The sequence below is a fragment of the Actinoplanes sp. GCM10030250 genome (assembly GCF_042666575.1).
Taxonomy (GTDB): domain Bacteria; phylum Actinomycetota; class Actinomycetes; order Mycobacteriales; family Micromonosporaceae; genus Actinoplanes.
Genome location: NZ_JBHTDO010000004.1, coordinates 304,818 through 321,947, shown reverse-complemented (window position 1 = coordinate 321,947; position 17,130 = coordinate 304,818). Strand labels below are relative to the sequence as shown.

14 protein-coding genes are annotated in these 17,130 nt (G+C 68.9%); 8 read left to right on the top strand and 6 right to left on the bottom strand.

Annotation, left to right across the window (positions count from 1 at the left end; translation table 11 throughout):
• Positions 1-215: 215 nt before the first annotated feature.
• Positions 216-536: an antibiotic biosynthesis monooxygenase family protein gene (locus tag ACFQV6_RS09380; protein ID WP_378026961.1), complete on the bottom strand. Its 321-nt coding sequence runs from the start codon at positions 534-536 to the stop codon at positions 216-218.
• A gap of 439 nt (positions 537-975) precedes the next feature.
• Here ACFQV6_RS09380 and ACFQV6_RS09375 point away from each other — a divergent pair, with 439 nt between their 5' ends.
• Positions 976-1,977 carry a TerC family protein gene (locus ACFQV6_RS09375; RefSeq protein ID WP_378026960.1) on the top strand — a complete coding sequence of 334 codons (1,002 nt, stop codon included), beginning with the start codon at positions 976-978 and terminating at the stop codon, positions 1,975-1,977.
• A 305-nt stretch (positions 1,978-2,282) separates the two neighbouring features.
• On the opposite strand, the gene typA is transcribed toward ACFQV6_RS09375, so the two are convergent.
• Positions 2,283-4,148: a translational GTPase TypA gene (gene typA, locus ACFQV6_RS09370; protein ID WP_378026959.1), complete on the bottom strand. Its 1,866-nt coding sequence runs from the start codon at positions 4,146-4,148 to the stop codon at positions 2,283-2,285.
• A 161-nt stretch (positions 4,149-4,309) separates the two neighbouring features.
• Between typA and ACFQV6_RS09365 the strand changes: the two genes are divergently transcribed.
• Together ACFQV6_RS09365 and ACFQV6_RS09360 are read left to right on the top strand one after the other, a co-directional pair.
• Entirely contained in the window at positions 4,310-5,101 is a 792-nt protein-coding gene (locus tag ACFQV6_RS09365) for a transglycosylase SLT domain-containing protein (protein WP_378026958.1), read from the top strand.
• 258 nt (positions 5,102-5,359) lie between these two features.
• The gene (locus tag ACFQV6_RS09360; protein WP_378026957.1) at positions 5,360-5,785 is read left to right on the top strand and encodes an uL11 family ribosomal protein; all 426 of its coding nucleotides are present in this window, start codon (positions 5,360-5,362) and stop codon (positions 5,783-5,785) included.
• A gap of 139 nt (positions 5,786-5,924) precedes the next feature.
• Here ACFQV6_RS09360 and ACFQV6_RS09355 read toward each other — a convergent pair whose 3' ends face one another.
• Entirely contained in the window at positions 5,925-6,542 is a 618-nt protein-coding gene (locus ACFQV6_RS09355; RefSeq protein ID WP_378026956.1) for an ATP-dependent Clp protease proteolytic subunit, read from the bottom strand.
• A gap of 136 nt (positions 6,543-6,678) precedes the next feature.
• A complete protein-coding gene (locus ACFQV6_RS09350) occupies positions 6,679-7,542 on the bottom strand; it encodes an alpha/beta hydrolase (protein WP_378026955.1) in 864 nt (287 codons plus the stop codon).
• A 306-nt stretch (positions 7,543-7,848) separates the two neighbouring features.
• Between ACFQV6_RS09350 and ACFQV6_RS09345 the strand changes: the two genes are divergently transcribed.
• The gene (locus tag ACFQV6_RS09345; protein WP_378026954.1) at positions 7,849-8,358 is read left to right on the top strand and encodes a SigE family RNA polymerase sigma factor; all 510 of its coding nucleotides are present in this window, start codon (positions 7,849-7,851) and stop codon (positions 8,356-8,358) included.
• A 25-nt stretch (positions 8,359-8,383) separates the two neighbouring features.
• Positions 8,384-9,058 carry a hypothetical protein gene (locus ACFQV6_RS09340; protein ID WP_378026953.1) on the top strand — a complete coding sequence of 225 codons (675 nt, stop codon included), beginning with the start codon at positions 8,384-8,386 and terminating at the stop codon, positions 9,056-9,058.
• Positions 9,059-9,111: 53 nt separating this feature from the next.
• Here the strand turns inward: ACFQV6_RS09340 and ACFQV6_RS09335 are convergent, their stop codons facing one another.
• A complete protein-coding gene (locus tag ACFQV6_RS09335; RefSeq protein ID WP_378026952.1) occupies positions 9,112-9,768 on the bottom strand; it encodes an MBL fold metallo-hydrolase in 657 nt (218 codons plus the stop codon).
• Positions 9,765-10,466 carry a maleylpyruvate isomerase family mycothiol-dependent enzyme gene (locus tag ACFQV6_RS09330; protein WP_378026983.1) on the bottom strand — a complete coding sequence of 234 codons (702 nt, stop codon included), beginning with the start codon at positions 10,464-10,466 and terminating at the stop codon, positions 9,765-9,767. The genes ACFQV6_RS09335 and ACFQV6_RS09330 overlap by 4 nt, the downstream gene beginning before the upstream one ends.
• A 273-nt stretch (positions 10,467-10,739) precedes the next feature.
• Between ACFQV6_RS09330 and rsgA the strand changes: the two genes are divergently transcribed.
• The 3 genes from rsgA to uvrA all read left to right on the top strand — a co-directional run bounded on the left by rsgA (position 10,740) and on the right by uvrA (position 17,039).
• The gene (gene rsgA, locus ACFQV6_RS09325; RefSeq protein WP_378026951.1) at positions 10,740-11,804 is read left to right on the top strand and encodes a ribosome small subunit-dependent GTPase A; all 1,065 of its coding nucleotides are present in this window, start codon (positions 10,740-10,742) and stop codon (positions 11,802-11,804) included.
• A gap of 314 nt (positions 11,805-12,118) precedes the next feature.
• A complete protein-coding gene (locus ACFQV6_RS09320; protein WP_378026950.1) occupies positions 12,119-13,915 on the top strand; it encodes a hypothetical protein in 1,797 nt (598 codons plus the stop codon).
• A gap of 172 nt (positions 13,916-14,087) precedes the next feature.
• Complete coding sequence (uvrA, locus tag ACFQV6_RS09315; RefSeq protein WP_378026949.1) at positions 14,088-17,039, top strand: excinuclease ABC subunit UvrA; 2,952 nt, start codon at positions 14,088-14,090, stop codon at positions 17,037-17,039.
• Positions 17,040-17,130 lie beyond the last annotated feature (91 nt).

Below are 17,130 nucleotides of genomic sequence, written 5' to 3'. Positions count from 1 at the left end.
GACGGAGTCCTGGTTAGAACGGTCGCAGAGAAACGACCGGATGACGAATACAACATTTCTTGGCGGGGGGGGGGGGGGGGGGGGGGGGGGGGGGGGGGGGGGGGGGGGGGGGGGGGGGGGGGGGGGGGGTGGGGGGGGGGGGGGGGGGGGGGCGGGGGGGGAGTGGGCGCCGGGGGTGAGTGGGCGCCGAGCCGCGAAGGCGGGGGGCTCCGGGGTCAGCGTGCGAAGAAGTCGGGGTTGGTGGGGGTGAGGAGGTCGGTGAAGTATTCGGCCATGGGGGGTTGGGCCAGGGAGCCGCCGATGAGGGCTCGCCATTGGGCGAAGCGTTCGGTGCGGCGGAAGTTGTGTTCGTGGGCATCGCGGCTTTCCCACTGGGCCAGGAGGAGGAAGCGGTTGGCGGAGTCGACGCCTTGCTGGAGGCGTACCGAGTGGCAGCCGGGGGCTCCCGCGATCATCGGGCGGGCCACCTCGTAGGCGGCCAGGAAGTCGTCCGCGCGGCCGGGGAGCACGTCGATGAGCGTCACTTCGAGAACCATGACCGCAAGCGTCCCATACGTACTAGATGGATAGCTTACTAGGATGGTTCAGGGAATATGCGCCGAGGATGGAAGGTCCCGGCCAGCTTCCAGCCGCGGAGTTAAGGTGAGTCTGACGTCTTGTCGGAGAGACCTTCAGCTGAAATTTGACGGCGGGTGAACCGATAGCGACCGGGATGAGTGGTTTGACCGCGAGTCCCGCCACTCTCGGGCCTCCCGATGTGCCGTTCGCGTCTGCGATGCGCAACAATGGCTCCCGTGGGAGGGGAGTATTCCCCCGCTCCGGTCTCGTCAACACGGAACGCCTAGCAGGCGCACCCGGGGCCGGTGGTCGCTGATCCGGTGGATCGCGGCGGAAGAGACCTCCGACAGTCGCACGTCACCGTTCTCACTCGGCTGGAGTGGGACGGCGACGACCCGTGTCTGCCGGAGGTCCTCGTTGAACGTTTCCGCCTGGGTCTGGGGCGCCACCCTGGTCGCCCTCATCGCAGTGCTTGCCGTCGATCTTCTGATCATCGGGCGCAGGCCACACGAACCCAGCATGAAGGAAGCAGGCGGCTGGGTCTCGTTCTACGTCGGCCTGGCTCTTGTCTTCGGTATCGGCGTGTGGCTCGCCTGGGGCGGGCAGGCCGCCGGTGAGTTCTACACCGGCTGGCTCACCGAGTACTCGCTGAGTGTCGACAACCTGTTCGTCTTCGTGATCATCATGGCCCGGTTCGCGGTGCCACGGCATCTCCAGCAGAAGGTCCTGCTGATCGGCATCGTGCTCGCGCTGCTCATGCGCGGTGCGTTCATCGCCGCCGGCGCCGCGCTGATCTCGCAGTTCTCCTGGGTGTTCTACATCTTCGGCGCTTTCCTGGTCTACACCGCGATCACGCTGGTCAAGGGCGGGGAGAACGACGAGGACGACTTCAAGGAGAACATTCTCATCCGCTGGGCGAAGCGGGCGCTGCCGCTGTCGTCGTCGTTCGGTGACGGGCGCTTCAGCGTGGTCACGGAGACCGGCAAGCGGCTCTTCACCCCGATGCTGATTGTCATGATCGCCATCGGTACGACCGACCTGATCTTCGCGCTCGACTCGATCCCGGCGATCTTCGGTATCACCAAGGAGCCGTACCTGGTCTTCACCGCGAACGTGTTCGCGCTGATGGGCCTGCGCCAGCTCTTCTTCCTGCTCGGCGGGCTGCTGGAACGGCTCGTCTACCTCAACATCGGCCTGGCCGTGGTGCTCGCCTTCATCGGTGTGAAGCTCTTCCTGGAGGCCCTGCACACCAACAACCTGTCGTTCATCAACGGCGGGCACGGCTTCCACTGGGCGCCGGAGATCCCGATCTGGCTCTCCCTGCTGATCATTCTGGGCACCCTGGCCGTAGCCACGGTCGCCAGCCTGGCCAAATCGTCGCGCGACAAGAAGCGCGAGCTGATCAGCACCGAGAAGTAGGCAGAGCGAGCAGAGAAACATCGCGGGCCCGGGCGACCATGTCGCTCGGGCCCTGCTGTCGTTCGGGGTGGTGCCGGGAGGGCTCCGGGGAAGATGCGGGTGGTGCCGGGAGGGCTCCGGGGAAGATGCGGGTGGTGCCGGAGAGGCCCGGGAGAAGGTACGGGGTGGTGCTGGAGTGCCCGGGAGAAGCGTGAACGGGTCACGGGGGCCGCGTGGGAAGAGGTGTGCTTCTTGCGTACGCCGGCACCTGAGGTTTTGGGCAAAGGGTGAGGCCCGCCCGGAGTGGGCGGGCCTCGGAAGCGAACCTACTGCTGGTGCTTGCGGCGCGCTGCGGCGCGGCCGCGGACGGTCTGGTCCAGCTCGACCTTGCGGATGCGAACCGCGGCCGGGGTGACCTCGACGCACTCGTCCTCGCGGCAGAACTCGAGGGCCTGCTCCAGCGACAACTTGCGCGGCGGGATCAGCCGCTCGGTGTTGTCGGCGCTGGCGGCCCGCATGTTGGTGAGCTTCTTCTCCTTGGTGATGTTGACGTCCATGTCGTCCTCGCGCGAGTTCTCGCCGACGATCATGCCCTCGTACACCTCGGTGGTCGGATCGACGAAGAGCTGACCCCGCTCCTGCAGGTTGATCATCGCGAACCCGGTGACGGCGCCGGCCCGGTCGGCGACGAGCGAGCCGTTCTGGCGGGTACGCAGCTCGCCGAACCACGGCTCGTAGGCCTCGAACAGGTGGTGCATGATGCCGGTGCCGCGCGTCTCGGTGAGGAACTCGGTCCGGAAGCCGATCAGGCCGCGCGCCGGGACCAGCCACTCCATGCGGAGCCAGCCGGTGCCGTGGTTGATCAGCTCTTCCATCCGGCCCTTGCGGGTGGAGAGGAGCTGGGTGATCGCGCCCATGTACTCGTCGGGAGCGTCGATGGTGAGGCGCTCGACCGGCTCGTGCACCTTGCCGTCGATCTCCTTGGTGACCACCTGGGGCTTGCCGACGGTCAGCTCGTACGACTCGCGGCGCATCTGCTCGACCAGGATCGCGAGGGCCAGCTCACCACGGCCCTGCACCTCCCAGGCGTCCGGGCGCTCGGTCGGGAGCACCCGCAGCGAGACGTTACCGATCAGCTCCTTGTCGAGCCGGTCCTTCACCATCCGGGCGGTGACCTTGGCGCCCTTGACCTTGCCGACCATCGGCGACGTGTTGGTGCCGATGACCATGGAGATGGCCGGCTCGTCGACCTGGATCAGCGGCAGGGGCTGCGGGTTCTCCGCGTCGGCGAGGGTCTCACCGATCATGATCTCCGGGATGCCGGCGACCGCCATGATGTCGCCGGGGCCGGCGCTCTCGGCGGGCTTGCGCTCCAGGCCCTCGGTGATCAGCAGCTCCGAGATGCGGACGTTGCTGATCGTGCCGTCGGTCTTGCACCAGGCGACGGTCTGGCCCTTGCGGATGGTGCCCTCGTGCACGCGGCAGAGCGCGAGACGGCCGAGGAACGGCGAGGCGTCGAGGTTGACGACGTGCGCCTGCAGCGGGGCGCCCTCGGTGAACTTCGGGGCGGGGATGGTCTCGAGAATCGTGTTGAACAACACCTCGAGGTCCGTGCTGTCCTCCGGGACGGTGCCGTCCTTCGGCTGGGTCAGCGAGGCGATGCCGTCACGGGCACACGCGTAGACGATCGGGAACTCGATCTGGTGCTCGTCGGCGTCGAGGTCGAGGAAGAGCTCGTACGTCTCGTCGACGACCTCCTTGATCCGGGCGTCCGGCCGGTCGACCTTGTTGATGATCAGGATGATCGGCAGCTTGGCGTGCAGCGCCTTGCGCAGCACGAAGCGGGTCTGCGGCAGCGGGCCCTCGGAGGCGTCGACGAGCAGCGCGACACCGTCGACCATGGTCAGGCCGCGCTCGACCTCACCGCCGAAGTCGGCGTGGCCGGGGGTGTCGATGATGTTGATGGTGACGGGCTCACCGTCGGCGGGCTTGTAGCTGATCGCCGTGTTCTTGGCGAGAATCGTGATGCCCTTTTCCCGCTCCAGGTCCATGGAGTCCATGGCGCGGTCGGCCATCTCGCCACGCGCGTGGGACTGGCTGCCCTGGCGCAGCATGGCGTCGACCAGGGTGGTTTTGCCATGGTCGACGTGAGCGATGATGGCGACGTTGCGTAGGTCGGTGCGGGTCTGCATGGACCTATTGTCGCCGGTTCCGGTTGCCACCCGAGGTCCGGGGTCAAGACCCGAAACTTGTGGTCTTTTGGCCGATTTGAGCGAGCTTTTCGGGCCTGCGAAGATCGGCGGGCTGCTGTTAGCGTTCCCCATCGATGTATTACGGGGGAAGGGTGGCATCGATGAGGACGCGTCTTGCAGCAGCGGTGATGGCGCTGATGGTGACCGGTGGGTGCGGATTGACCGGTGGTGATCCCCAGCCGGTGGCTGCGCAGGAGACGGTCACCGCGTCGCCCTCGCCGGATGTCACCGAGGAGCCGATCGAGGAGCCCACCGAGGATCTGGTCGAGGAGTCGCCGTCGCCGTCGCCCTCGAAGAAGAAGGCCACGAAGAAGGCGAGCCCGGCGCCGACCGAGGACCCGAACAACTACGAGGAAGCGGCCTGCGTCGAGCACAAGGGCAAAGAGGTCTCCAAGGCCAAGGCGAAGGCCGCGCTGAAGAGTGCCGCGGCCCGGATCTACTGGACCAACGAGGCTCCGACGCTGAAGCTGAACTACCCGCTGGTCAAGGCGATCTCGTGGCACGAGAGCGGCTGGACGAGCAACGTCTACAACTGTGACGGTGGCGCGGGCCTCATGCAGGTCATGCCGGAGACGGTTGACATGATCAACAACCGGTTCGGGCTGACGTACGACGCGACGCAGTACAAGGACAACGCGTATGTGGGGGCGAACTACCTGGCGTGGCTGACCCGGTACATGTCGCAGAAGCAGTTCAAGGAGAAGACGTACGATCTCAGCCCGGCGAAGTGCAAGAGCAGCTCCTCGTGGTGCCTTCTCAACCTGGTCATCTCGGCGTATCAGGCCGGGCCGGACGCGGTGCTGGCGAACGCGGGCAGCAAGGAGCTGCCGAACCCGGAGTACGTGGACTCGGTCCGGGCGCTGATGAAGTCCTGCTACTGCGACAAGTACTGAGCGGCTGCGACAAGTACTGAGCGGCTGGGCTGCGGCCGGTGCTGAACCTTCGGCCGGACCTGGGGCTGTACTGAACCGCCCGGTCGCGGGGCTGCCCGGCTCGCGAGCTACACTTGGTGGAGAACCCGAGACCCCCTGCGTGTAGCCGTTTTGACCCTCCGGTCGCGGCGATAGTAAGGTCTCGGGGTTGTCGTGTGTCGTTGATGCTGGCGAGCTGCCTGTTCGGCCCGTGCAGCTCACCCTAAGGAGCCCTACTCAATGCCGCCCAAGAAAAAGACTCATGAGGTAACCCTCGCGCTTGAGGCGGGTAACGCCGCGATGGTCGACCTCGGTAAGATGCTCGGCCCGACCGGCGCCAACATGCGTGCCGTCAAGGTCGAGTATGACGAGGCGACGGCGAAGAACCGGGGCGAGATCATCCCGGTCATCGTTTCGGTCTTCGAGGACCGCAGCCACTCGCTGGTCTACAAGACGCCGCCGACGAGCTTCCTCATCCGGAAGTCCCTGGGCATTCCGTCCGGCGCGGCCAACCCGCTCACCACGACCGTGGGTACGCTCAGCGCCACCCAGGTCAAGGAGATCGCGGAGCGCAAGCTGCCCGACCTCAACGCGAACGACCTCGACGCCGCGATCAAGATCGTCGCCGGCACCGCCCGCTCGATGGGTGTGAAGGTCGCGCAGTAACACCAGTTCCACGTTCCGCAGGCCCCGGTCCACGCCGGGGCCTGCGGCGTTTCCAGCCCGAGTGAGCGCCGGAAGCCGGCGCTGTGCGGGAAGCCGGCGCTGTGCGGGAAGCCGGCGCTGTGCAAAAGGCGTGGCGTTCTCACCGGCCTTTGGGCGCGACCACCTCGTCGATGAGCCCGTACTCAAGAGCCTCCGCAGCCGTCAACGTCCGCCCCGCCGAGAGATCGTCCTCCACCCGGCTGCGCGGTTTCCCGGTGACCTCGGCCAGCCGCAGTACCGCCTCCTCCAGCTCGCGCAGATGCTGCCCGGCCGCGGCCGCCACCTCGTCCGCCGTGCCGGTGACGCCCGCCGCGCGGGGCTCAGCCAGCTTGAACCGGGCATGCCGGTATGCCGCCCGCTTGTCAGCAGCGGCCAGGACCGCCAGCACCGCCCCGCCCGCCTCGGAGGTAACCACGGCGTGCACCGGTGCGGTCAGCGAGTCCATCACGTCGATGATGGACAGGGCCGCGCTCAGATCGCCGCCCGGGCTCGCCACGTGCAGCTGCACCGGGTCGGGGCCGGCCGAGTCGAGGGTGAGCAGGGCCGCCGCGATCCCGGTTGCGGTCTCGCCGGTGAGCTGACCGCGCAGCATGACGATCCGCTGGTCGAAGAGCCGCTCCTCCAGCCAGCCCGGCAACCCGGGACCGGGCAGCAGGTGCTGCGGATTGTCGTTGGGCGGCGGAAATCCCCATCGGGACGGATCATGTCGCTGTTGCACAGTGACCAGCCTATCCAGCAGGGTGTGAAACGTGCCGATAACGGAGAGCGGTTAAGGTCCCGCCATGCCTGGGCCCCGGCGCCGGTCCGCCCTGCCGGCGCGGCTGGTGGAACGGCCGGTCCGCCGAGGCACCGGCTTATTCGCTGAGGAGTGAGCGGATGTGGTCGGCGATCGCCTTCCGCCCGGCCCTGGCCTCCGGCACCGGCAGCAGCGGATAGACGTGCAGCGCGCCGGGCTCCTCGTGATACGTCAGCCGGGCCCCGGCCGGGAGCCTGTCGCGCAGGGTGCGGCAGTCGGCGAGGGTGATGTCGCGGGTGCCGACCAGGATCTGCGTCGGGGGCAGGTCGGTCAGATCGCCGTAGATCGGGCTCAGCCGGGGATCGTCAAGGGCCAGACCGCCGGTCCAGGCGTCGGCGATGGGCCGCAGGCCGGGACGGGCCAGCCAGGGATCGTACGGTTCGATGGCGTCGATGCCCGGGTTGGACATGGTGAGGTCCAGCCACGGCGCGAGCAGGGTGAGCCCCGCGACGTCGCCGGTCGCCTGTGCGGCCAGCAGCGCGAGCCCGCCCCCGGCCGAGTCGCCGGCGAGGTACACCCGGCGGCCCTGCTTCGCCAGATCACGGACGATCCCGGTGACCAGCTCGAGCGCCTCGAGCCCGTGGTGCTCCGGGGAGAGGCCGTAGATCGGAACCCGTACCTCGTAGCCGGTCTCCTGGGCGAGATATCCGATCAGCGACCAGTGCTGGCTGACGATCTCGCTCGTGTAGGCGCCACCGTGCAGATAGATCACGACGGGTCCCGGCGAAGTGCCGACGCTGTAGACGTCGAAGCCGCCCACCCTCTCCCGGGTGACGTCGAACCGCCTGGTGAGCCGGCGCGGGGGAGCCGACGGACCCTTGGCCCGGGCCAGCGTGCGGCGCCCGGCCGCCTCGGTGGCGAACTTGCGCCGGTAGACCAAACGGGTGAAGACCCCGACGCCACTCATCTGCCAGCTCGCCATGGCGCCACACGGTACAAGATCCAGCCGGCGGATATGGCGATCCGTGACTGGACGCGGCTGTTGCAAACCTTCGGCCGGTTGCTGTTGCGGCTCTTCGGCCGGTGGCGGGAGCGGTCGAAGTGGGGTGAGGTGCGGAGGGCAGGTCAGCCCGGCGGGCGCGGCACAAGCTTGCGTTTGCAGCGCCTCGCGTGGAGCAATGAGAGCTTTGCGTGGATCGTACGAAAAAGGGTCCTGGAATTTCGCCGTCATGCAACCTCGCTGAGAGCGCAGACGTCAGGGGGGCGTGAGAGCGAAGGAGGGGCTCGTGTGAAGAACGAGCGTGATGAGCAATTCCATCATTTCGTGGTGACCCGGCGTGCCGCGCTGGTGCGCACGGCGACTCTGCTCACGGCGGGCGACGCCCACCTGGCAGAGGATCTGGTGCAGTCCACGCTGACCAAGCTCTATGTCGCCTGGCCGGCGTTCCGGCGGGCCGACAACCCCGACGGATATGTGCGGCGGGTGCTGGTCAACGCGTTGACGGACGAGCGGCGGCGGTGGTGGCGGCGAAGGGAACGGCCGATGGCCGAGGTCCCGGACCGGGCCGCGGCCGAGGCTGTCGGCGGTGAGGTGGGCGAGGGGTTGCGCGCGGCCCTGAGCCAGCTGCCGCCACGGATGCGGGCCGCACTGGTGTTCCGGTACTTCTACGACCTCGACGTCGCCGACACCGCCGACGCACTCGGATGTTCCGAGGGAACGGTGAAGAGCCAGACCGCGCGAGCCCTGGAACGGCTCCGCACGGTCATCGGCCAGAACCCGTCTTTCGCACTGCGCTGAAGAAGCGCTGACCAGGAGAATTGACATGCAGAATCTGTATGACGGGCTGGAGCGGATCGCCGGCCCCGGCAAGGAACCAACCCCTGACCAGATCGAGGCCGACATGGTCCGTGGCCGCAGCGCCCTGCGCCGCCGCCGGGTGATGCAGTCCGCCACCGGCTCGGCTTTCGCGGTGGCCGCCGTCGCCGCCGCGTTCGCCTTCGCCACCGCCGGAACCACGGCACCCACCACCCCTCAGCCGCAGGCCGCCAACCCGGCGACGGCGACCGAGGCCCCGGCACCCAGCGGCCCGTCCATCCAGCTGGTCGCCTACAAGGGTGAGCAGCCGAAGGGCTTCATCCTCGACAAGGTTCCGGACGGCTGGGAGATCCAGGGTGTCGACGCGGGCGTGATGACGCTGGCCCCGATCGGCATCAAGGACCAGCAGATGCACAGCTTCGAGGGCAAGGTCGCCGTCATGCTCCAGTCGAGGGACGAGACCGGCACGCCCAAGGGCGAGAAGGTCACCGTCGGCAAGGACAGCGGCGTACTGGGCAAGTACGAGGATCAGACCGACGGCTGGAACCTGCTGGTGAACCGCCAGTCCGGCCCGCGCCTGCAGGTGCAGGTCTGGGACGGCCTCGGCTGGACGGGCGAACAGGTCGTCGAGTTCGCCGCCGGCATCACCGTGACGAAGGACGCCCAGCAAGGCGCGGGCTGATCCTGGGGGGAGACCGGAGTGAAGTCAGCACCCCGGTCTCCCCGGCCCTATGTCTACCAGCCCCGGGCACGCCATTCCGGCAGGTGGGAGCGCTCGGCGCCCAGCGTGGAGTCCTTGCCGTGGCCCGGATAGAACCAGGTGTCGTCGCCGAAGCGGTCGAAGAGTTTGTGTTCCACGTCGTTGATCAGCGACTCGAAGTTTCGCTTGTTCTTCCGGGTGTTGCCGACGCCGCCCGGGAAGAGGCTGTCGCCGGTGAACAGGTGTGCACGACCGCCCGGGTCGCGGTAGGCGAGCACCACCGAGCCCGGGGTGTGCCCCACCACGTGGATGACCTCCAGGGTGTGGCCGCCGACCTCGACCGTGTCGCCGTCGCTGAGGGTGGCGGTGACGACCGGGATCTCCGGGGCGTCGTCGGTGTGTGCCAGCGAGGCGGCTCCGGTGGCCTGCACGACCTCGGCCAGGGCGACCCAGTGGTCCTGGTGGCGGTGGGTGGTCACGACCGTGCGCAGGCCGGACTCCCCGGCCAGGGCAAGCAGGGTGCCGGCGTCGTTCGCCGCGTCGATCAGGAGCTGTTCGGTGCCGGCGCGCAGCAGGTAGGCGTTGTTGTCCATCGGGCCGACCGACACCTTGGTCAGCGTCAGGCCGCCGCCGAGGTCGCGCACCGCCGGAGTACCGCCGCGGGTGACGTCACCGGTGTATTCGTTGCTCATTTCCACCTCGCCGGGGTTGGTAGCTCGCCGTCCGGGGAGACGGTCAGCTCGGCGCCGTCGTCGCGGCCGGCCAGCCAGGCGGCGAGCGACTTGGTCGGGCCGCTGACCTCCGGGCCGTCCCCGGATCCGATCACCAGTGGGCGCTCCAGCCCGAACGGCCGCAGGACCATGGCGGGCCCGTCCGCCGGCGCGCCGGTCACGATCTCCCGGAGCAGGCGCAGGGCGAACGCGTCCGACCACTCCGCGGGGGTGTAGCCGCGGGCCAGATCGACGTGGTGCACCTCGACCTCGCGGAGCCGGGCCCACGGGACGCCGGCCGCGGACTGCCCGATCGGCGGCAGCTGAACCGCCCAGGCGATGGCCGGCATCGACGCGGCCGCGTCGGCGAAACGCTCGTGCGCCGCCCGGATGTCCGCGATCTGCTCGGCGAGGGGCCGGCCCGCGCCGGCTTCGATGCCGTCCTGACGGGCTTCCGGGCTCGAGTACGGCGGGGTCTCCACGCCGGTCCGGGCCCAGGTCAGCAGGTTCGTATACGCGTCCGCGTTGCGGGCCACATGGGTGAGCAGGTGCCCGACGGTCCAGCCCGGCAGCCCCGACGGCTCGCCCACCGCGCTGTCGTCCAGGCCCTCCGCGGTTCGCAGCAGCGCCTCGGTCGCCTGTTCGACATCGGTCATCAGCACGAGCGGGTCGATGGTCATGATCGACCGCACCGAGCGGCAGCAGCCGGCGCCGTCGGACGGCGTCGCGGCCGAGGGCGGGGAGAGCATGACAAGGGAGACATGGTCACGAGCTGACCCTATCGGAATTCGCTTTCATCCCGGTGTGGGTGAACGTACCGTCGATGCAGACGCGATCGATCGAACCTGCGGGGAGGTGAGGCACGTGCTGTTCGAGTTCACCGCGTCCCTTCACCAGGGGGCCGTCGCCGGATAACCGGCCACACACCGCCCCCTCGACCGTAAAGGGTTCCCATGTCGTACGACCTGTCCCAGCTGGGCTGGGACGAGACCTTCGCATCCTCCTACCGTCCCTTCGACCGTGCCGACGCGGCACCCGGCCGGGTGCTGCGAGCCGACCGCGGCATCAGCACCGTGCTGACCGCCGACGGCGTGACCAGGGCGAGCCTGGGCGGCAGCGCCCTCCTCGAGGCCGCCCGCGACCCGGCCGGCCTGCCCTGCGCCGGCGACTGGGTGGTGCTGCGCCGCTGGGCCGACCGGCGGACCACCCTCGAGCTGGTGCTGCCCCGCCGCACCGAGCTGATCCGCCGTACCGCCGACAAGGACTCCACCGGCCAGGTGCTCGCCGCCAACATGGACACCGTCGCGGTGGTCGAGCCGATCCATCCCGAACCCGACGACGCCCGCGTCGAACGCCTGCTCGCCCTCGCCTTCGAGTCCGGCGCCGACCCTCTGCTCGTCCTCACCAAGAGCGACACCACCACCGACCCCGCTGCGATAGCCCGGCAACTCGCCCAAATCGCCCCCGGCGTTCCGGTTCTGCCGGTCAGCGTGCGCCAGGGCACCGGCGTCGACGAGCTACGCCGTTACGTCGCACCGGGTCGCACCTGCGCGCTCCTCGGCCGCTCCGGCGCCGGCAAGTCCACCCTCGCCAACGCCCTGGCCGGCACAGCCGTCATGCCGGTCCAGGCCATCCGCGACGCCGACGGCAAGGGACGCCACACCACCGCATACCGCAACCTGATCACCATCCCGGGTGGCGGCGCCGTCCTCGACACCCCCGGCATCAGGGGCGTCGGCCTCCTCGACACCGCCGCCGGCCTGGACCGGGCCTTCGCCGACGTCACCGAACTGGCCGGGCGCTGCCGTTTCGACAACTGCCATCACGCGTCCGAACCGGGCTGCGCGGTCCAGGCCGCACTCACCGACGGCTCCCTCCCACCACGCCGCCTCGCGAACTGGCGCAAACTCCACAGCGAAGTGGCGATCGAAAGCGGACGTCGCTCCGAGCGTCTCGCTCGCGCTCGTCGCACCAGGCGTTCACCCTTTTCTGGTACGACCGACGCAAAGCTCTCTTGAGTCCCCGCGATCAGCTGCAACTCGAGGATGTGCCGCGCCCGCCGGGCGGACCTGCCCTCCGCACCTCACCCCCCTTCACCCCTGCTCTCACACACGGCATCGACGCGACGCCGGGAAGCTGCCGGCGGCGGGTCGGCGGCGGGTCGGCGGGGGGTCGCGGGGGCGGAGGAGAGCTGTGCTCCGGGCGTACATCTGCAGTGTGGGTGTTGGTTTGCGTGGCAGAGAGCGTAAGTGCACGTCACAGAGGAAGTGGCGAATGGTGCGCCGGAGGCGGCCGTTCGGCGGCCGGGGTGGGCTCTGGCAGAATTCGGCCGGTGCGTGTGGCAGAAGAGATGATCGAGGAGCCCGTGGCTACCGCGGAGGAGACACCGGTTCGCGGGTGGCGCCGGTGGAGCGATCTCTGGATTCTGCTGGGCTTCCTGGCGCTCGCGGTGGTGGTGCTGATCCAGCTCTGGATCGACCCCAACGGGCGGGTGCTGGCCAGCAACGACGACGACCACGGTGTCTTCCTGTTCGTGCTGGCGCACGCCGAGCGGGTGGTCTTCGACGGTGATGCGCTGTTCTTCACCGACCGGCTGAACGCGCCGGTCGGTGTGAACATGATGGCGAACACGTCGATTCTGGCGCTGAGCCTGCCGCTGGCCCCGATCACGCACTTCCTCGGTGGCGGAGTCTCGGTGGCCGTGCTGCTCACCGGTGGCCTGGCCGGAACGGCGTTCGCCTGGTACTGGGTGCTGTCACGGCACCTCGTGAGCTCTCGGCCGGCGGCCTGGATCGGCGGCGCGTGGTGCGGGTTCGCGCCGACCATGGTGTCGCACGCGAACGGGCATGTGAACTTCGTCAACCAGTACGTGGTGCCGTTCATCGTGTGGCAGGTGCTGCGGCTGCGGGAGCCGGGGCGGGCCCGGCGCGGCGGGGTGATCCTCGGGCTGCTGATCGTGCTGCAATGCTTCATCAACGAGGAGACGCTGCTCTTCACGGCGTTGACGCTCGGTGTGTTCGTGGTGGCGTACGCGATCATGAGGCCGGCCGAGGCTCGCGCGGTGTGGCGGCGCTTCGTGGCGGGGCTGGGTGTGGCGGCGGTGACGGCGGGGGCGCTGCTGGCCTACCCGCTGTGGTACCAGTTCTTCGCTCCGGGCAACTACCACGGGCAGCCGTTCGCGCCGACCGACTACGTGACCGACCTGGTCTCGCTGGGCGGGTTCGCGCGGCAGTCGCTGGCCGGCAACGCGGCGCTGACCCGGCACATGAGCGTCAGCGGCACCGAGGACAACACGTTCTTCGGCCCGGTCGGCCTGGTGATGATCGTGGTCGCGCTGGTGATGCTGTGGCGTTCGGTGGCGGTCCGGGCGGCGGCGATCGCGGCGCTGGTGCTGCTGCTGATGTCGATGGGGCCGGAGCTGCGGGTGTTCGGGCACGACACCGGCTTCCCGTTGCCGTTCGGGCTGATCAGCCACGTGCCGGTGATCGACCTGGTGAGTGTGACGCGGTTCGCGATGGTGCCGGCGACGATCGTCGGCATCTTCCTGGCGCTGGCGGCGGACCGGATCGGAGGTTACCCGGCCCGGCGGCGGCGGTGGTTCTGGATCGGCATGGTGTGCGCGCTGGTGCCGCTCATCCCCAAGCCGCTTCCGGTGGTGCAGGGCGACCCGATTCCCCCGTTCATCACGGGCGGCGCATACCGGGAGTACGTGGCGGGCGACCGTACGCTGGTGACCGTCCCGCTGCCCGAGGTGACCACCGGGCGGACCGGGATGCGCTGGGCGACGCTGAACAACTTCGACTATCCGACGCCGCGCGGCTATTTCATGGGCCCGGTGAACGCGCCGGTGGACGACACCGGCTCGTGGAGCGCGCCGGCCCGGTTCACCTCGAGCCTGCTCTACCGGGTTCGGGAGTGGGGTTACCGCCCGGTGCTGACCGCGGACGACCGGCGGCGCATCACCGAGGATCTGGTGTACTGGCGAGCGGGGGTCGTGGTGCTGGTGCCGGACAGCCGCAACGGCGAGGCGCTTCGGGCGACCCTGGTCGACGCGCTGGGTCCGTCGCAGCTCGTCGGCGGGGTCGAGATCTGGGACATGCGCTCACTCCCGGTTCCCCCCAAGGAGTGACCCGTCCGACCACCCCGCCCGCCACCCTGAAGCGGACGATTCCCGCGTCCGATCTGCGGGAATGTCCGCCATGTGAGAGGCGCTGCACCTAGGCCGACAGAAATTGTCGTACCCCGTGGCTAGAGTGTCCGCGGCTCTGCTCTACTCAAACACCTGTACGGAGAGGCTGACCGTGGCCGACCGACTGACCATTCGTGGCGCACGCGAGCACAACCTGCGTGACGTCAATCTCGACCTGCCCCGAGACGCCATGATCGTCTTCACCGGGCTCTCCGGTTCGGGCAAGTCCAGCCTTGCGTTCGACACGATTTTCGCGGAGGGGCAGCGGCGTTACGTCGAGTCGCTCTCGTCGTATGCGAGGCAGTTCCTCGGCCAGATGGACAAGCCCGACGTCGACTTCATCGAGGGGCTGTCCCCGGCGGTGTCGATCGACCAGAAGTCGACGAACCGCAACCCGCGCTCGACCGTCGGCACCATCACCGAGGTCTACGACTATCTGCGACTGCTGTTCGCCCGCGCCGGGACCCCGCACTGCCCGGTCTGCGGCGAGCGGATCAGCAAGCAGACACCGCAGCAGATCGTCGACCGGGTTCTGGCGATGCCCGAGGGCACCCGGTTCATGGTGCTCGCCCCGGTCGTCCGCGGCCGCAAGGGTGAGTATGTCGACCTGTTCGCCGAGCTCCAGGCCAAGGGCTATGCCCGGGCCCGCGTCGACGGCACGGTGCACCCGCTCACCGAGCCGCCGAAGCTGAAGAAGCAGGAGAAGCACACCATCGAGGTGGTGGTCGACCGGCTCAGCGTCAAGGCGACCAGCAAGCAGCGGCTCACCGACTCGGTCGAGGCCGCGCTGGGCCTGGCCGGCGGCATCGTCCTGCTCGATTTCGTCGATCTGGCGGAGGACGACCCGGCCCGCGAGCGCCGGTTCTCCGAGCACCTGGCCTGCCCCAACGACCACCCGCTCGCCATCGAGGACCTCGAACCCCGGGTGTTCTCCTTCAACGCGCCCTACGGCGCCTGCCCCGAGTGCAGCGGCCTCGGGACGAAGAAGGAGGTCGACCCCGAGCTGATCATCCCGGACGAGGAGGCCACCCTCCGCACCGGCGCGATCCAGCCGTGGGCCGGTGGCACCACCCAGGAGTATTTCCTGCGGCTCCTGGAGGCGCTGGCCGCGGCGGAGAGCTTCAATCTGGACACACCGTGGCGCCAGCTGTCCAGCCGAGTGCAAAAGACTATTTTGTACGGTGCTGAGGACCAGGTCCATGTCCGATACCGCAACAAGTACGGGCGCGAGCGCTCCTACTACACCGGCTTCGAGGGCGTGGTGCAGTGGATCGAGCGGCGGCACAACGACACCGAGAGTGACTGGTCGCGCGACAAGTATGAGGGGTACATGCGTGACGTACCCTGCTCGGTCTGCGGCGGCGCCCGGCTCAAGCCCGAGGTCCTGGCGGTGACCGTGGCCGGCAAGAGCATCGCCGAGGTCTGCAACCTGTCCGTCGGCGAGTGCGCCGAGCTGCTCGAGGGCCTGGAGCTGGACGACCGGCAGAAGATGATCGCCGAGCGGGTGCTCAAGGAGATCAACGCCCGGCTGCGGTTCCTCGTCGACGTCGGCCTCGACTACCTCTCGCTGGACCGTGGCGCGGGCACCCTCTCCGGCGGTGAGGCGCAGCGCATCCGGCTCGCCACCCAGATCGGCTCCGGCCTGGTCGGCGTGCTCTACGTGCTGGACGAGCCGTCCATCGGCCTGCACCAGCGGGACAACCACCGGCTCATCGAGACTCTGATCCGGCTGCGCAACCTCGGCAACACGCTGATCGTGGTCGAGCACGACGAGGACACCATCCGTACCGCTGACTGGATCGTCGACATCGGCCCGGGCGCCGGCGAGCACGGCGGGCACATCGTGCACAGCGGCACCGTCGAGGGGCTCCTGGCGAACGAGGAATCGCCGACCGGCGCCTATCTCTCCGGCCGCAAGTCGATCCCGGTGCCGGCCACCCGCCGCCCGCAGACCGCGGGCCGCGAGGTGGTGGTGCAGGGAGCGCGCGAGCACAACCTGCGCAACCTCACCGTGCCGTTTCCGCTGGGCCAGTTCATCGCGGTCACCGGCGTCTCCGGCTCCGGCAAGTCGACGCTCGTCAACGACATCCTGCACACCGTCCTGGCGAACCAGATCAACCGCGCCCGGCAGGTGCCCGGCCGGCACACCCGGATCACCGGGATCGAGCACGTCGACAAGGTGGTCGGCGTGGACCAGTCGCCGATCGGGCGGACCCCGCGGTCGAACCCGGCCACCTACACGGGTGTCTTCGATCACGTCCGGCGGCTGTTCGCCGAGACCGCCGAGGCCAAGGTCCGCGGTTACGGGCCGGGCCGGTTCTCCTTCAACGTCAAGGGCGGCCGCTGCGAGAACTGCTCCGGCGACGGCACCATCAAGATCGAGATGAACTTCCTGCCGGACGTCTATGTGCCGTGCGAGGTGTGCAAGGGCGCCCGGTACAACCGGGAGACCCTCGAGGTGCACTACAAGGGCAAGACGATCTCCGAGGTCCTGGAGATGTCGATCGAGGAGGGCGCGGAGTTCTTCTCGGCGCTGCCGGCCATCCACCGCCACCTGCGGACCCTCGTCGACGTCGGCCTGGGCTACGTGCGGCTCGGCCAGCCGGCGACCACCCTCTCCGGCGGTGAGGCGCAGCGCGTCAAGCTCGCCTCGGAACTGCAGAAGCGCTCCACCGGCCGGACGGTCTACGTGCTCGACGAGCCCACCACGGGCCTGCACTTCGAGGACATCCGCAAGCTGCTCCTGGTGCTGAACGGCCTGGTCGACAAGGGCAACACGGTGATCACCATCGAGCACAACCTGGACGTCATCAAGACCGCCGACTGGCTGATCGACATGGGTCCCGAGGGCGGCAGCAAGGGCGGCATGGTGCTCGCCACGGGTACGCCGGAAGAGCTCGCCGAGGTTCCGGACAGCCACACCGGCCAGTTCCTGCGGCACGTGCTCGGCCGCAAGGGTGAGCCGAAGGGCTCGGCGGCGGCGAGCGCCCGGGCTGCCAAGGCCAACGGCGCGACCGGGACCAAGGCTCGGGCCACCCGGTCGCGGGCCAAGGCATCGGCCTGACCGTGATTCAGCAAGGTCTCAGGTAACTCATAGCTACGGTGCCTGGTCGAGGTCATAGTCTCGACCAGGCACCCGCTGGTTCGGCCTGCTT

What these genes read in the sequence shown, in the direction of transcription:
- rsgA (WP_378026951.1), top strand. Translation starts at nt 10,740, where the DNA reads ATGTCGTACGACCTGTCCCAGCTGGGCTGGGACGAGACCTTCGCATCC.
- ACFQV6_RS09350 (WP_378026955.1), bottom strand. Translation starts at nt 7,542, where the DNA reads ATGGCGAGCTGGCAGATGAGTGGCGTCGGGGTCTTCACCCGTTTGGTC.
- ACFQV6_RS09330 (WP_378026983.1), bottom strand. Translation starts at nt 10,466, where the DNA reads ATGACCATCGACCCGCTCGTGCTGATGACCGATGTCGAACAGGCGACC.
- typA (WP_378026959.1), bottom strand. Translation starts at nt 4,148, where the DNA reads ATGCAGACCCGCACCGACCTACGCAACGTCGCCATCATCGCTCACGTC.
- ACFQV6_RS09335 (WP_378026952.1), bottom strand. Translation starts at nt 9,768, where the DNA reads ATGAGCAACGAATACACCGGTGACGTCACCCGCGGCGGTACTCCGGCG.
- ACFQV6_RS09380 (WP_378026961.1), bottom strand. Translation starts at nt 536, where the DNA reads ATGGTTCTCGAAGTGACGCTCATCGACGTGCTCCCCGGCCGCGCGGAC.
- ACFQV6_RS09340 (WP_378026953.1), top strand. Translation starts at nt 8,384, where the DNA reads ATGCAGAATCTGTATGACGGGCTGGAGCGGATCGCCGGCCCCGGCAAG.
- ACFQV6_RS09365 (WP_378026958.1), top strand. Translation starts at nt 4,310, where the DNA reads ATGAGGACGCGTCTTGCAGCAGCGGTGATGGCGCTGATGGTGACCGGT.
- ACFQV6_RS09360 (WP_378026957.1), top strand. Translation starts at nt 5,360, where the DNA reads ATGCCGCCCAAGAAAAAGACTCATGAGGTAACCCTCGCGCTTGAGGCG.